11 protein-coding genes, 2 tRNA genes, 3 rRNA genes and 1 other RNA gene are annotated in these 13,849 nt (G+C 41.8%); 15 read left to right on the top strand and 2 right to left on the bottom strand.

Annotation, left to right across the window (positions count from 1 at the left end; genetic code table 11):
- Position 1 precedes the first annotated feature (1 nt).
- Together MHH71_RS15910 and MHH71_RS15905 are read right to left on the bottom strand one after the other, a co-directional pair.
- Positions 2 to 637, bottom strand: a complete 636-nt coding sequence (locus MHH71_RS15910; protein ID WP_006093065.1) for a deoxynucleoside kinase — start codon at positions 635 to 637, stop codon at positions 2 to 4.
- Between the two features lie 121 nt (positions 638 to 758).
- The gene (locus MHH71_RS15905; RefSeq protein ID WP_006093064.1) at positions 759 to 1,298 is read right to left on the bottom strand and encodes an isochorismatase family cysteine hydrolase; all 540 of its coding nucleotides are present in this window, start codon (positions 1,296 to 1,298) and stop codon (positions 759 to 761) included.
- 332 nt (positions 1,299 to 1,630) lie between these two features.
- On the opposite strand from MHH71_RS15905, the gene tadA reads away from it, so the two are divergent.
- From tadA to tmk, 15 genes are all read left to right on the top strand, one after another.
- Positions 1,631 to 2,128: a tRNA adenosine(34) deaminase TadA gene (tadA, locus tag MHH71_RS15900; protein ID WP_003194173.1), complete on the top strand. Its 498-nt coding sequence runs from the start codon at positions 1,631 to 1,633 to the stop codon at positions 2,126 to 2,128.
- 78 nt (positions 2,129 to 2,206) lie between these two features.
- Positions 2,207 to 2,471: signal recognition particle sRNA large type (gene ffs, locus MHH71_RS15895), an RNA gene on the top strand.
- Positions 2,472 to 2,604: 133 nt separating this feature from the next.
- Positions 2,605 to 4,293 (top strand): DNA polymerase III subunit gamma/tau, encoded by a 1,689-nt coding sequence (dnaX, locus tag MHH71_RS15890; RefSeq protein WP_006093063.1) that lies wholly within the window; start codon positions 2,605 to 2,607, stop codon positions 4,291 to 4,293.
- A gap of 25 nt (positions 4,294 to 4,318) precedes the next feature.
- Positions 4,319 to 4,645: a YbaB/EbfC family nucleoid-associated protein gene (locus MHH71_RS15885; RefSeq protein WP_006093062.1), complete on the top strand. Its 327-nt coding sequence runs from the start codon at positions 4,319 to 4,321 to the stop codon at positions 4,643 to 4,645.
- A gap of 17 nt (positions 4,646 to 4,662) precedes the next feature.
- Positions 4,663 to 5,259 (top strand): recombination protein RecR, encoded by a 597-nt coding sequence (recR, locus tag MHH71_RS15880; RefSeq protein ID WP_003194165.1) that lies wholly within the window; start codon positions 4,663 to 4,665, stop codon positions 5,257 to 5,259.
- A 14-nt stretch (positions 5,260 to 5,273) separates the two neighbouring features.
- Positions 5,274 to 5,495: a YaaL family protein gene (locus tag MHH71_RS15875; RefSeq protein ID WP_003194164.1), complete on the top strand. Its 222-nt coding sequence runs from the start codon at positions 5,274 to 5,276 to the stop codon at positions 5,493 to 5,495.
- A 235-nt stretch (positions 5,496 to 5,730) separates the two neighbouring features.
- Positions 5,731 to 6,000 carry a pro-sigmaK processing inhibitor BofA family protein gene (locus tag MHH71_RS15870; RefSeq protein WP_003205416.1) on the top strand — a complete coding sequence of 90 codons (270 nt, stop codon included), beginning with the start codon at positions 5,731 to 5,733 and terminating at the stop codon, positions 5,998 to 6,000.
- A 231-nt stretch (positions 6,001 to 6,231) separates the two neighbouring features.
- Positions 6,232 to 7,783: ribosomal RNA gene (locus MHH71_RS15865) — 16S ribosomal RNA — on the top strand.
- A 131-nt stretch (positions 7,784 to 7,914) separates the two neighbouring features.
- Positions 7,915 to 7,991 (top strand) — tRNA-Ile (locus MHH71_RS15860).
- A gap of 8 nt (positions 7,992 to 7,999) precedes the next feature.
- Positions 8,000 to 8,075 (top strand) — tRNA-Ala (locus tag MHH71_RS15855).
- 79 nt (positions 8,076 to 8,154) lie between these two features.
- Positions 8,155 to 11,076 (top strand): 23S ribosomal RNA (locus tag MHH71_RS15850).
- A gap of 50 nt (positions 11,077 to 11,126) precedes the next feature.
- A 5S ribosomal RNA gene (rrf, locus tag MHH71_RS15845) occupies positions 11,127 to 11,242 on the top strand.
- The 16S, 23S and 5S rRNA genes sit together here with 2 tRNA genes alongside, the layout of an rRNA operon.
- 265 nt (positions 11,243 to 11,507) lie before the next feature.
- Positions 11,508 to 11,687 carry a sigma factor G inhibitor Gin gene (locus MHH71_RS15840; protein WP_016116889.1) on the top strand — a complete coding sequence of 60 codons (180 nt, stop codon included), beginning with the start codon at positions 11,508 to 11,510 and terminating at the stop codon, positions 11,685 to 11,687.
- An 82-nt stretch (positions 11,688 to 11,769) separates the two neighbouring features.
- Positions 11,770 to 13,188: an aminotransferase class I/II-fold pyridoxal phosphate-dependent enzyme gene (locus MHH71_RS15835; protein WP_033795805.1), complete on the top strand. Its 1,419-nt coding sequence runs from the start codon at positions 11,770 to 11,772 to the stop codon at positions 13,186 to 13,188.
- A gap of 8 nt (positions 13,189 to 13,196) precedes the next feature.
- On the top strand, positions 13,197 to 13,823 hold the full coding sequence (gene tmk, locus MHH71_RS15830; protein WP_003194196.1) for a dTMP kinase: 627 nt from the start codon (positions 13,197 to 13,199) through the stop codon (positions 13,821 to 13,823).
- The last annotated feature ends 26 nt before the right edge of the window (positions 13,824 to 13,849 follow it).

Genomic DNA, 13,849 nt, shown 5'->3' with positions numbered 1-13,849 from the left:
GCTATTTCGTCCCCTTTAAGAGTGTATTTTGGAGAGTGGATAAAATTACATTTAGATCGTCACTGTTCTTCACGAAATCCATGTTATCTCCATTGAATTTTAATACTGGAATATCAGGATGGTCCTTTTTAAAAGCATCCATTGCCGTTTCATAATCTTTAGTGAGCTGTAGTAAGTAATTTGGATCCATGTTTTTCTCAAATTCACGTCCACGCATTGCAATTCGTTTTTGTAATGTTTCTAGACTTGCTGTTAAATATACAATGACATTTGGTACGGGCATATCTTGCGTAAGAATACGATAAATTTGCATGTACTTGTCATATTGAGCGTCCTTTAATGAGCGAGATGCAAAAATTAAATTTTTAAGTATATGATAATCTGCTACCACTGGTTTACGCTGATTCAAGTATTTTATATTAATGTCTTCCAATTGTTTATAGCGATTGCAAAGAAAGAACATTTCTGTTTGAAAACTCCATTCTTCAATATTTTCATAAAATTTCCCTAAGAAAGGATTTTCATCGACAATCTCTTTTAATAAATGGAGTTGCATGTGAGCTGAAATTTCCTTCGCTAGTGAAGTTTTTCCAACACCGATAGGTCCTTCAACCGTAATAAATGGTACTCCGGTCACGCTGTTTCCTCCTTTCAATTCATAATTTCCTGTAAATACAAAGCACAAAACAGAATTATTGTAGCACAAGAGGGAAGCAAGCGGACTAATTTGTCATAAAAAGTTGGAAAATCGACGCACGCTATTCAAGTTTTAATTGAAAAGAGGGTGTAATATTTGCCTTTAATGTTGTTTCCATTATTTTTAAAGCGTGTTTATTATCTTGATCAGAGTTAGAAGCAGTGCAATCTTGAGGTACATATAGAGTATAGTTCCTCATATGAGCGTCATTGGCTGTAAAAAGAATGCAGATGTTTCCTGCAATCCCTGTTATGATAAGTTTTTCAACTTTTAAATGTCCTAATAAAGAATTTAAGGGAGTTTCATAAAATGCTGAATAATGTGGTTTAATAAACACATAATCATCTGCCCTGGGAGCGATTGCTTGTATAATATTTTTGCTATAATCATTTGTACAATGAGTAATAAGTTGATCGATATCAGCTCTCCATAGTTGATAATGATCGTTAATATAAATAACAGGATAACCATTCATTTTCATTGTTCGTTTTAAGTGTAAAATAGGCTCTATAATTATTTGACATTTTTGTGCAAGGGTTGGTCCATGCGAGAATTGGAAGTCGTTAATCATGTCAATAATGAGCAATGCGGTATTTTTCATATGTAATCACCCTTCCTTTTTCTTTAGAGTGGATTGGATGTGTGAAAGTTATCCCGTATCTGTAAGGAGAAGTGTAATTGAATAGTATGTATATAAATATAAATTGAAAAACTGACATAAAACCTTCCTTTTTGGGCTGGAGAGAGAATCCGATCATAGGTAGAAGCGGTCAGATCCTTTTCCTACGCCATGTCAAGTGAAAACAAAAGGATAAAATGAGTGGAGTTTACTTTTTGTTCTGCGTAGCAGGGGGTTATATGTCCAAAAATCAAAATGGATTGATATAGTAGTAAAGGGTTATAATACTTTATTCGTAATGAGAGGACTGTATTATGGAACAAGATATTTATTTTATGCAGCTTGCAATAGAAGAAGCGAAGAAAGCTGAAGAAATACAAGAAGTTCCGATTGGAGCTGTTATTGTACTCGGTGGAGAAGTAATCAGCGTTGCTCACAATTTAAGAGAGACAGAGCAACGATCAATTGCTCATGCAGAGTTATTAGCTATAGATGAAGCTTGTAAAAAGTTAGGTACGTGGCGTTTAGAAAATGCAACGTTATACGTTACATTAGAACCATGTCCGATGTGCGCAGGTGGAATTGTGTTATCCCGTGTAAAACGTGTCGTATATGGTGCAAGTGATCCAAAGGGTGGATGTGCAGGCACTTTAATGAACCTTTTAACGGACGAGCGTTTTAATCACCAATGTGAAGTAGTATCTGGTGTGATGGAAGAAGAATGTGGCATGTTGTTAACGAATTTTTTTAGAGAGCTTCGTAAAAGAAGGAAAGAGAAGAAGGAAAAATTGGATAAAAATACAGGTGCTTAACATATTTGCAATTTATGAAGAAACAAGTTATACTGATATTGCCTTCATTAAGGCAACCGAATATTGGTTTTAACTTTGCCGTGCTAAGCGGGGAGGTAGCGGTGCCCTGTACTCGCAATCCGCTCTAGCGAGGCCGAATCCCTTCTCGAGGTTATGTTACTGTAAGGCCTGCCTTAAGTAAGTGGTGTTGACGTTTGGGTCCTGCGCAACGGGACCCCGTGAACCTTGTCAGGTCCGGAAGGAAGCAGCAATAAGCGGGTTTTCTCGTGTGCCGCAGGAGTGCCTGAACCGAGCTAACTGCTTAAGTAACGCTTATGGTACGTAATCGACAGAAGGTGCACGGCAGTTATATATGTATACAAAACTCACCTTATATAAAGAGGTGGGTTTTTTGTATAGAAAATAACTTTTGGAATCTATAAACAGAATGGGTTATAATATACAAGATAATAACCTTTGAGGGAGGCCGTATTTTCGTGTCATACCAAGCGTTATACCGAACATGGAGACCGCAAAATTTTGAAGATGTAGTCGGTCAAAAGCACGTAACAAAAACGTTGCAAAATGCCATTCTTCAAGAGAAAGCTTCGCATGCTTATTTATTTTCAGGCCCGAGAGGAACAGGTAAAACGACAATTGCAAAAGTATTTGCAAAGACAATTAACTGTGAGCATGCTCCAGTAGCTGAACCTTGTAATGAATGCCCTGCGTGTTTAGGCATTACACAAGGGTCTATTTCGGATGTATTAGAAATTGATGCGGCTTCAAATAACGGTGTAGATGAAATTCGAGATATAAGAGATAAAGTAAAGTATGCCCCAAGTGCAGTGAGATATAAAGTATACATTATTGATGAGGTCCACATGCTTTCTATGGGAGCTTTTAATGCGCTTTTAAAGACGTTAGAAGAACCACCACAACATGTTATCTTTATTTTAGCGACTACAGAGCCTCATAAAATCCCACCTACAATCATTTCACGCTGTCAACGTTTTGAATTTCGGAAGATATCAGTACATGATATTGTAGAGAGATTAGCGACGGTTGTTACAAATGAAGGTACAAAGGTAGAAGATGAAGCATTACAAATTGTTGCGCGTGCTGCTGAGGGTGGTATGCGTGATGCACTCAGTCTGATCGACCAAGCTATTTCTTATAGCGATGAAGTAGTTACGACTGAAGATGTCTTAGCGGTAACAGGTTCTGTTTCTCAACAATATTTAGGTAACCTTGTAGAATGCATGCGCGAGAATGATGTATCAAGAGCATTGCGTATTATTGATGATATGATGAGTAAAGGAAAAGACCCAGTTCGTTTTATGGAAGATTTCATTTACTATTATCGTGATATGCTCTTATATCAAACTTCACCACAATTGGAACATATGTTAGAACGGGTAATTGTAGATGACCAGTTCCGTATGCTAAGTGAAGCGATGCAACCTGAGATGATTTATGAAATTATTCATACGCTCAGTAAGGGGCAACAGGAGATGAAGTGGACAAATCATCCGCGGATTTTCTTAGAAGTTGTTATGGTGCAACTTTGCCAGCAATTTATGGTGCAGACGAATGGTGCAGACCGTTTGCAAGCAATTATGAATAGAATGCAACAACTAGAAAAAGAACTAGAACATGTGAAGAAGAATGGTGTGCCAGCTGGTGCGCAACAGGAAGTAAGAGAGGCACGTACAACGCCAAAACCTGTGCGGACAGGAAGTATGAAAATACCTGTTGGACGGGTACATGAAGTATTAAAGCAAGCGAAACGCCAAGATTTAGAGAAATTAAAAGGTATATGGGGTGAGTTGCTAGGAAGACTTAAATCCTATAATAAAGTAGCGTTTGCTGTATTATTAGAGAATAGTGAACCAGTTGCAGCTTCTGAAGATTCTTATGTGTTAGCTTTCCAATATGAGATACATTGCAAAATGGCAAGTGAAAATCGTGATGCAATGGATACCGTAGAACAAATTCTTTTTGAATTGTTGAGTAAAAGGTTGAATATGATTGCAATTCCAAAGAGTGAGTGGGGGAAAATTCGCGAAGAATTTTTACAACGTGAAGGTGGGAATTCAGAAGAAGCTGCGGAACAAAAAGTAGATCCTCTCGTAGAAGAGGCGGTAAAGTTAGTAGGGCAACAACTTATTGAAATAAAAGAATAATAACAATTAGGAGGAATTTATTATGATGCGTGGCGGAATGGGAAATATGAATAACATGATGAAACAAATGCAAAAAATGCAAAAGCAAATGGCGAAAGCACAAGAGGAACTTGGTGAAAGAACAGTTGAAGGTACAGCTGGCGGCGGAATGGTTACCGTTATTGTAAATGGTCACAAGCAAATTCTTGAAGTGAAAATTAAAGAAGAAGTTGTAGACCCAGAAGATATCGAAATGTTACAAGACCTTGTGTTAGCTGCAACAAATGATGCACTTAAGCAAGCTGAGGAACTTTCAAACTCTACAATGGGGCAATTCACAAAAGGCTTAAACTTACCAGGTGGAATGTTCTAGTAGGAGGATATTGATATATGCATTATCCAGAACCGATTTCGAAGCTTATTGATAGCTTTATGAAGTTGCCAGGGATTGGTCCGAAAACGGCAGTCCGATTGGCTTTCTTCGTGTTAGATATGAAAGAAGACGACGTATTAGATTTTGCTAAATCACTTGTAAATGCAAAGCGGAATTTAACATACTGTTCTGTTTGTGGACATATTACAGATCGTGATCCTTGTTATATTTGTGATGATTCACATCGTGACCAATCGGTTGTTTGTGTTGTACAGGAAGCAAAAGATGTAATCGCGATGGAAAAAATGAAAGAATATCAAGGTGTCTATCATGTGCTTCGTGGTGCAATCTCACCAATGGAGGGAATTGGACCGGAGGACATTAATATTCCACAGTTATTAAAAAGGTTACAAGATGAAACTGTACAAGAAGTTATTTTAGCAACGAACCCGAATATTGAAGGGGAAGCTACAGCGATGTATATTTCCCGCCTCTTAAAACCGACAGGTATTAAAGTGACTCGTATTGCGCATGGTCTTCCCGTTGGTGGAGATTTAGAATATGCGGATGAAGTAACGCTATCGAAGGCTCTAGAAGGCCGTAGAGAAATATAAGAGGAGAAATCAAAATGTTTTTTCAAAAAAAGGGCAAGTTGCGAAAAGAATATGATGATAAGTTAATTGCTGCATTAGAAAAAGTGAAGAATGAGTGGTTACGTCAAAAAAGGATGGTAGAACAAAGTGTCGAACCATCTCAAGATGTACTATGTTCTTTGAAAATAGCAGAAGCAAAATACTTTTTCTTGCTAAAAGAAGCAAAAAGGCGTCCTGTAAAAATGGAGCAATGGTAAAAGACCCTGTTTTTTAAAATAGGGTCTTTTCTTTATACTATTATTCTCGGGCGGCGAAATCTCAATCTAAAAATGCAGCGGAATTATAAGTAATCAATTGCTCGTAAAATCCCGATCAGTGAGAACTAATAATTAGTAGGGATGAATCTCCACACTGAATAAAATAATTGAACGGTATTTTTTGTTTCCTTGTCCCATACAAATAGAGTGTATAGGTTATATAAGGAGGGGGAAAATGAACTCTACATTGATTATTGGTGGAATTCTTGCTTTGGTATTTGTTTTGCTGATTTTTGGCGCCTCAGTGAAACCGTTGCAATTCATAGGAAAGATATTCGTTAAAGTAATGATAGGTGTAGTATTATTGTTTGCCGTTAATGTGATTGGAACATATTTTGGTTTTCATATTCCAATTAATATTGGTACAGCTTCTATTTCTAGCATTTTGGGGGTACCGGGTATTTGTGCTTTAGTTATCATTAAATTATATATAATGCCAGGATGAATAACATTTTGGCATTTATTTTAAAAAAGTGAAAAATAGTGTTGACTTATTAATTGTTAATGTGATAAATTAATAAGCGTCGTCAACGACACAAGAAAAAAGAAGTTGACGAAGTGATTGAGAAATGTTATATTATAAAAGTCGCTGAAACGCGATGTTGAACTTTGAAAACTAAACGAAACAAACAACGTGAAACGTCAATTTTTATTTTAGATGCTAGACAAACTAACTTTATTGGAGAGTTTGATCCTGGCTCAGGATGAACGCTGGCGGCGTGCCTAATACATGCAAGTCGAGCGAATGGATTAAGAGCTTGCTCTTATGAAGTTAGCGGCGGACGGGTGAGTAACACGTGGGTAACCTGCCCATAAGACTGGGATAACTCCGGGAAACCGGGGCTAATACCGGATAACATTTTGCACCGCATGGTGCGAAATTCAAAGGCGGCTTCGGCTGTCACTTATGGATGGACCCGCGTCGCATTAGCTAGTTGGTGAGGTAACGGCTCACCAAGGCAACGATGCGTAGCCGACCTGAGAGGGTGATCGGCCACACTGGGACTGAGACACGGCCCAGACTCCTACGGGAGGCAGCAGTAGGGAATCTTCCGCAATGGACGAAAGTCTGACGGAGCAACGCCGCGTGAGTGATGAAGGCTTTCGGGTCGTAAAACTCTGTTGTTAGGGAAGAACAAGTGCTAGTTGAATAAGCTGGCACCTTGACGGTACCTAACCAGAAAGCCACGGCTAACTACGTGCCAGCAGCCGCGGTAATACGTAGGTGGCAAGCGTTATCCGGAATTATTGGGCGTAAAGCGCGCGCAGGTGGTTTCTTAAGTCTGATGTGAAAGCCCACGGCTCAACCGTGGAGGGTCATTGGAAACTGGGAGACTTGAGTGCAGAAGAGGAAAGTGGAATTCCATGTGTAGCGGTGAAATGCGTAGAGATATGGAGGAACACCAGTGGCGAAGGCGACTTTCTGGTCTGTAACTGACACTGAGGCGCGAAAGCGTGGGGAGCAAACAGGATTAGATACCCTGGTAGTCCACGCCGTAAACGATGAGTGCTAAGTGTTAGAGGGTTTCCGCCCTTTAGTGCTGAAGTTAACGCATTAAGCACTCCGCCTGGGGAGTACGGCCGCAAGGCTGAAACTCAAAGGAATTGACGGGGGCCCGCACAAGCGGTGGAGCATGTGGTTTAATTCGAAGCAACGCGAAGAACCTTACCAGGTCTTGACATCCTCTGACAACCCTAGAGATAGGGCTTCCCCTTCGGGGGCAGAGTGACAGGTGGTGCATGGTTGTCGTCAGCTCGTGTCGTGAGATGTTGGGTTAAGTCCCGCAACGAGCGCAACCCTTGATCTTAGTTGCCATCATTAAGTTGGGCACTCTAAGGTGACTGCCGGTGACAAACCGGAGGAAGGTGGGGATGACGTCAAATCATCATGCCCCTTATGACCTGGGCTACACACGTGCTACAATGGACGGTACAAAGAGCTGCAAGACCGCGAGGTGGAGCTAATCTCATAAAACCGTTCTCAGTTCGGATTGTAGGCTGCAACTCGCCTACATGAAGCTGGAATCGCTAGTAATCGCGGATCAGCATGCCGCGGTGAATACGTTCCCGGGCCTTGTACACACCGCCCGTCACACCACGAGAGTTTGTAACACCCGAAGTCGGTGGGGTAACCTTTTTGGAGCCAGCCGCCTAAGGTGGGACAGATGATTGGGGTGAAGTCGTAACAAGGTAGCCGTATCGGAAGGTGCGGCTGGATCACCTCCTTTCTATGGAGAATTGATGAACGCTGTTCATCAATATAAGTTTCCGTGTTTTGTTTTCGTTTAGTTTTGAGAGTTCAATAAACGTATTGACTCTTAAAAGATAATATGATATAAAATAATTCTGCAATTTGTATGGGCCTATAGCTCAGCTGGTTAGAGCGCACGCCTGATAAGCGTGAGGTCGATGGTTCGAGTCCATTTAGGCCCACCATACAATTTGGGGCCTTAGCTCAGCTGGGAGAGCGCCTGCCTTGCACGCAGGAGGTCAGCGGTTCGATCCCGCTAGGCTCCACCAAAACGCTATTTTACATAGCATGGTATGTTCTTTGAAAACTAGATAACAGTGTAGCTCATATTTTTTTTAATTTTAGTTTGGTTAAGTTAGAAAGGGCGCACGGTGGATGCCTTGACACTAGGAGTCGATGAAGGACGGGACTAACGCCGATATGCTTCGGGGAGCTGTAAGTAAGCTTTGATCCGAAGATTTCCGAATGGGGAAACCCACCATACGTAATGGTATGGTATCCTTACCTGAATACATAGGGTAAGGAAGACAGACCCAGGGAACTGAAACATCTAAGTACCTGGAGGAAGAGAAAGCAAATGCGATTTCCTGAGTAGCGGCGAGCGAAACGGAATCTAGCCCAAACCAAGAGGCTTGCCTCTTGGGGTTGTAGGACATTCTATACGGAGTTACAAAGGAACGAGGTAGACGAAGCAGCCTGGAAAGGCTCGTCATAGAGGGTAACAACCCCGTAGTCGAAACTTCGTTCTCTCTTGAATGTATCCTGAGTACGGCGGAACACGTGAAATTCCGTCGGAATCTGGGAGGACCATCTCCCAAGGCTAAATACTACCTAGTGATCGATAGTGAACCAGTACCGTGAGGGAAAGGTGAAAAGCACCCCGGAAGGGGAGTGAAAGAGATCCTGAAACCGTGTGCCTACAAATAGTCAGAGCCCGTTAATGGGTGATGGCGTGCCTTTTGTAGAATGAACCGGCGAGTTACGATCCCGTGCGAGGTTAAGCTGAAGAGGCGGAGCCGTAGCGAAAGCGAGTCTGAATAGGGCGTTTAGTACGTGGTCGTAGACCCGAAACCAGGTGATCTACCCATGTCCAGGGTGAAGTTCAGGTAACACTGAATGGAGGCCCGAACCCACGCACGTTGAAAAGTGCGGGGATGAGGTGTGGGTAGCGGAGAAATTCCAATCGAACCTGGAGATAGCTGGTTCTCCCCGAAATAGCTTTAGGGCTAGCCTTAAGTGTAAGAGTCTTGGAGGTAGAGCACTGATTGAACTAGGGGTCCTCATCGGATTACCGAATTCAGTCAAACTCCGAATGCCAATGACTTATCCTTAGGAGTCAGACTGCGAGTGATAAGATCCGTAGTCAAGAGGGAAACAGCCCAGATCGCCAGCTAAGGTCCCAAAGTGTGTATTAAGTGGAAAAGGATGTGGAGTTGCTTAGACAACTAGGATGTTGGCTTAGAAGCAGCCACCATTTAAAGAGTGCGTAATAGCTCACTAGTCGAGTGACTCTGCGCCGAAAATGTACCGGGGCTAAATACACCACCGAAGCTGCGAATTGATACCTATGGTATCAGTGGTAGGGGAGCGTTCTAAGGGCAGTGAAGTCAGACCGTAAGGACTGGTGGAGCGCTTAGAAGTGAGAATGCCGGTATGAGTAGCGAAAGACGGGTGAGAATCCCGTCCACCGAATGCCTAAGGTTTCCTGAGGAAGGCTCGTCCGCTCAGGGTTAGTCAGGACCTAAGCCGAGGCCGACAGGCGTAGGCGATGGACAACAGGTTGATATTCCTGTACCACCTCTTTATCGTTTGAGCAATGGAGGGACGCAGAAGGATAGAAGAAGCGTGCGATTGGTTGTGCACGTCCAAGCAGTTAGGCTGATAAGTAGGCAAATCCGCTTATCGTGAAGGCTGAGCTGTGATGGGGAAGCTCCTTATGGAGCGAAGTCTTTGATTCCCCGCTGCCAAGAAAAGCTTCTAGCGAGATAAAAGGTGCCTGTACCGCAAACCGACACAGGTAGGCGAGGAGAGAATCCTAAGGTGTGCGAGAGAACTCTGGTTAAGGAACTCGGCAAAATGACCCCGTAACTTCGGGAGAAGGGGTGCTTTCTTAACGGAAAGCCGCAGTGAATAGGCCCAAGCGACTGTTTAGCAAAAACACAGGTCTCTGCGAAGCCGTAAGGCGAAGTATAGGGGCTGACACCTGCCCGGTGCTGGAAGGTTAAGGAGAGGGGTTAGCGTAAGCGAAGCTCTGAACTGAAGCCCCAGTAAACGGCGGCCGTAACTATAACGGTCCTAAGGTAGCGAAATTCCTTGTCGGGTAAGTTCCGACCCGCACGAAAGGTGTAACGATTTGGGCACTGTCTCAACCAGAGACTCGGTGAAATTATAGTACCTGTGAAGATGCAGGTTACCCGCGACAGGACGGAAAGACCCCGTGGAGCTTTACTGTAGCCTGATATTGAATTTTGGTACAGTTTGTACAGGATAGGCGGGAGCCTTTGAAGCCGGAGCGCTAGCTTCGGTGGAGGCGCTGGTGGGATACCGCCCTGACTGTATTGAAATTCTAACCTACGGGTCTTATCGACCCGGGAGACAGTGTCAGGTGGGCAGTTTGACTGGGGCGGTCGCCTCCTAAAGTGTAACGGAGGCGCCCAAAGGTTCCCTCAGAATGGTTGGAAATCATTCGTAGAGTGCAAAGGCATAAGGGAGCTTGACTGCGAGACCTACAAGTCGAGCAGGGACGAAAGTCGGGCTTAGTGATCCGGTGGTTCCGCATGGAAGGGCCATCGCTCAACGGATAAAAGCTACCCCGGGGATAACAGGCTTATCTCCCCCAAGAGTCCACATCGACGGGGAGGTTTGGCACCTCGATGTCGGCTCATCGCATCCTGGGGCTGTAGTCGGTCCCAAGGGTTGGGCTGTTCGCCCATTAAAGCGGTACGCGAGCTGGGTTCAGAACGTCGTGAGACAGTTCGGTCCCTATCCGTCGTGGGCGTAGGAAATTTGAGAGGAGCTGTCCTTAGTACGAGAGGACCGGGATGGACGCACCGCTGGTGTACCAGTTGTTCTGCCAAGGGCATAGCTGGGTAGCTATGTGCGGAAGGGATAAGTGCTGAAAGCATCTAAGCATGAAGCCCCCCTCAAGATGAGATTTCCCATAGCGTAAGCTAGTAAGATCCCTGAAAGATGATCAGGTTGATAGGTTCGAGGTGGAAGCATGGTGACATGTGGAGCTGACGAATACTAATAGATCGAGGACTTAACCATATAATATGAAGCAAATGTTATCTAGTTTTGAAGGAATATACCTTCAATAGTTTGGTGATGATGGCAGAGAGGTCACACCCGTTCCCATACCGAACACGGAAGTTAAGCTCTCTAGCGCCGATGGTAGTTGGGACCTTGTCCCTGTGAGAGTAGGACGTCGCCAAGCAATTAAAGCACGAGTCATTTGACTCGTGCTTTATTATATTTTCAGGTGAAAATATAATAAAAGTACTGTGGAAGAAAGTTTAATTTCATCATGTGTGTGACAAACACACTGCCCAAATAGGATTCATATCATACATATATAACGAAACGATGTATATTTTTCGGAAAAGTGTCAAGGAATAGAAGTAAGTATATTTTAATTCAAAATAGAGGGGAGGAATATCCTACATCGTTTTCATTTAGAGAAAAATGATTAGGATAAAGATATGAAAATAAAACATGAGGTTTGCATTGTATGTGGGAATAGGAAAGATGATGGTATACATGTACACACAAGTTTTATATGTGATGCTTGTGAACGGGACATGGTAGAAACTGAAACGAATGATCCTAAATATATATACTATTTAGAACAACTGCGAAAGATCCAAATATCATATTCATAAATAGGCGCACATGCCTATTATTTTTTTTGTCCTAATATCTCTGTATAATAGATAGAGAATGAAAAGTAAGGAAGAGATAAACATGAATCAAAATCGAATACCATTATATGAGACGTTACTCCAGTTTAAAAATAAAAAGCCTTTATCTTTACATGTTCCAGGACATAAAAATGGTTTGAATTTTCCGGAGCAGGCACAAGCAGGTTTTAGTGATGTGCTTTCTATTGATGTAACGGAATTAACAGGATTAGATGATTTGCATAGTCCGTTTGAATGTATAGATGAAGCACAGCAATTATTGGCTGATGTATATAATGTAAAAAAGAGTTATTTTTTAATTAATGGTTCTACAGTTGGAAATTTGGCAATGATTTTATCATGCTGCAAGGAGCATGATATTGTTCTTGTACAAAGAAATTGCCACAAGTCTATTATTAATGGCTTGAAGTTAGCTGGAGCGAATCCAGTATTTTTAGAGCCTTGGATTGATGAATTGTATGGCATACCAGTTGGAGTTGAGCATGAGGTCATTAAGGGAGCTATTGAACGATATCCAGAAGCAAAGGCATTGATTTTAACACATCCCAATTATTATGGTATGGGAGTTGACCTAAAGAAAAGTATTATGTGCGCACACGCACATAAAATTCCTGTTTTAGTAGATGAGGCACATGGAGCTCATTTTTGTATAGGAGAGCCATTTCCTAAGTCAGCATTAGAATACGGTGCTGATATAGTTGTACACTCAGCGCATAAAACATTACCCGCTATGACTATGGGGTCTTATTTACATATCAATAGTAATTTAGTGCATGAAGAAAAAGTTTCTTCTTATTTAAATATGTTACAATCTAGCAGTCCGTCTTATCCGATTATGGCTTCATTAGATGTGGCTCGCTTTACATTAGCAAATATGAAGGAGAAGGGCTGTCATAAAATCGTGGAGTTTGTGAGGCGATTTAGGGAGGAATTGCAGGGTATTCCACAAATTGCTGTTTTACAGTATCCTTTGCAGGATGAGTTAAAAGTTACGGTACAAACACGCTGTGAGCTGTCTGGATATGAATTACAATCTATATTTGAAAAGATAGGTATATACGCAGAAATGGCAGATCCATATAATGTTCTATTTATTTTACCATTACAAGTGAATGAGCAGTATATGAAGGCCATAGAAGTAATACGGTCAGCATTACGTAATTATACGGTAACAGACAAGATACCATCTATTCGGTATACTTACAGAGAGGGATTCTCTTCTTTACCATTTACTTATAAGCAATTAGGAAAGTATAAGAAAAAAATTGTACCTTTACAAGAAGCTGCGGGGATGATTGCAGCGGATATGGTTATTCCGTATCCACCGGGTATTCCATTACTGATGTATGGAGAAGAAATTACGACAGAACACATCGAACAAATTTCTTATTTAGAAGAAACGGGTGCTCGTTTTCAAGGGAATGTAAAATATATGAATGTGTATGATATAGGAAGAAAGTAGGTTTTAGGATGAAGGGATTATTTGTAACAATTGAAGGACCAGAGGGTTCAGGTAAATCGACATTAATTACAAAGTTATTACCGTACTTTGAAAAGAAAGAACAAAAAGTCATAGCAACGCGAGAACCAGGTGGTATAGCGATTTCAGAAGAGATCCGAGCAATCTTACATAACCAAGAGTATACGATGATGGAAGCACGTACGGAGGCATTATTATATGCTGCAGCACGCAGACAACATTTAGTAGAAAAAGTTATGCCAGCTTTGGAGAAAAACTATCTTGTGTTATGTGATCGCTTTATTGACAGCTCTCTTGCTTATCAAGGTTATGCAAGAGGTCTAGGGATTGATAAGGTATTTGAAATTAATCGGTTTGCGACTGAAGATTGTATGCCTAATTTGACAATCTATCTAGATATTGAACCTGAAGCAGGCTTAGCTCGCATCGAAAAGGATGCTAATCGTGAAGTGAATCGTTTAGATATGGAAAGTATTGAATTCCATAAGTGTGTACGTGATGGTTATTTACAGGTTGTAGATCGCTTCTTAGATCGCATAGTCGTTGTGAACGCAGATCAGCCAATAGAAAAGATTGTGGAAGAAGTTATTCAGCTTATAGAAGATAAATTGTTATAATAGAAGGAAAGTATAAAACAAGTGAG

The organism is Bacillus sp. FSL H8-0534 (assembly GCF_038005885.1).
Lineage (GTDB): Bacteria > Bacillota > Bacilli > Bacillales > Bacillaceae_G > Bacillus_A > Bacillus_A pseudomycoides.
Note: the sequence above shows the minus strand (reverse complement) of the source record. Positions and strands in the feature narration are given on the sequence as shown.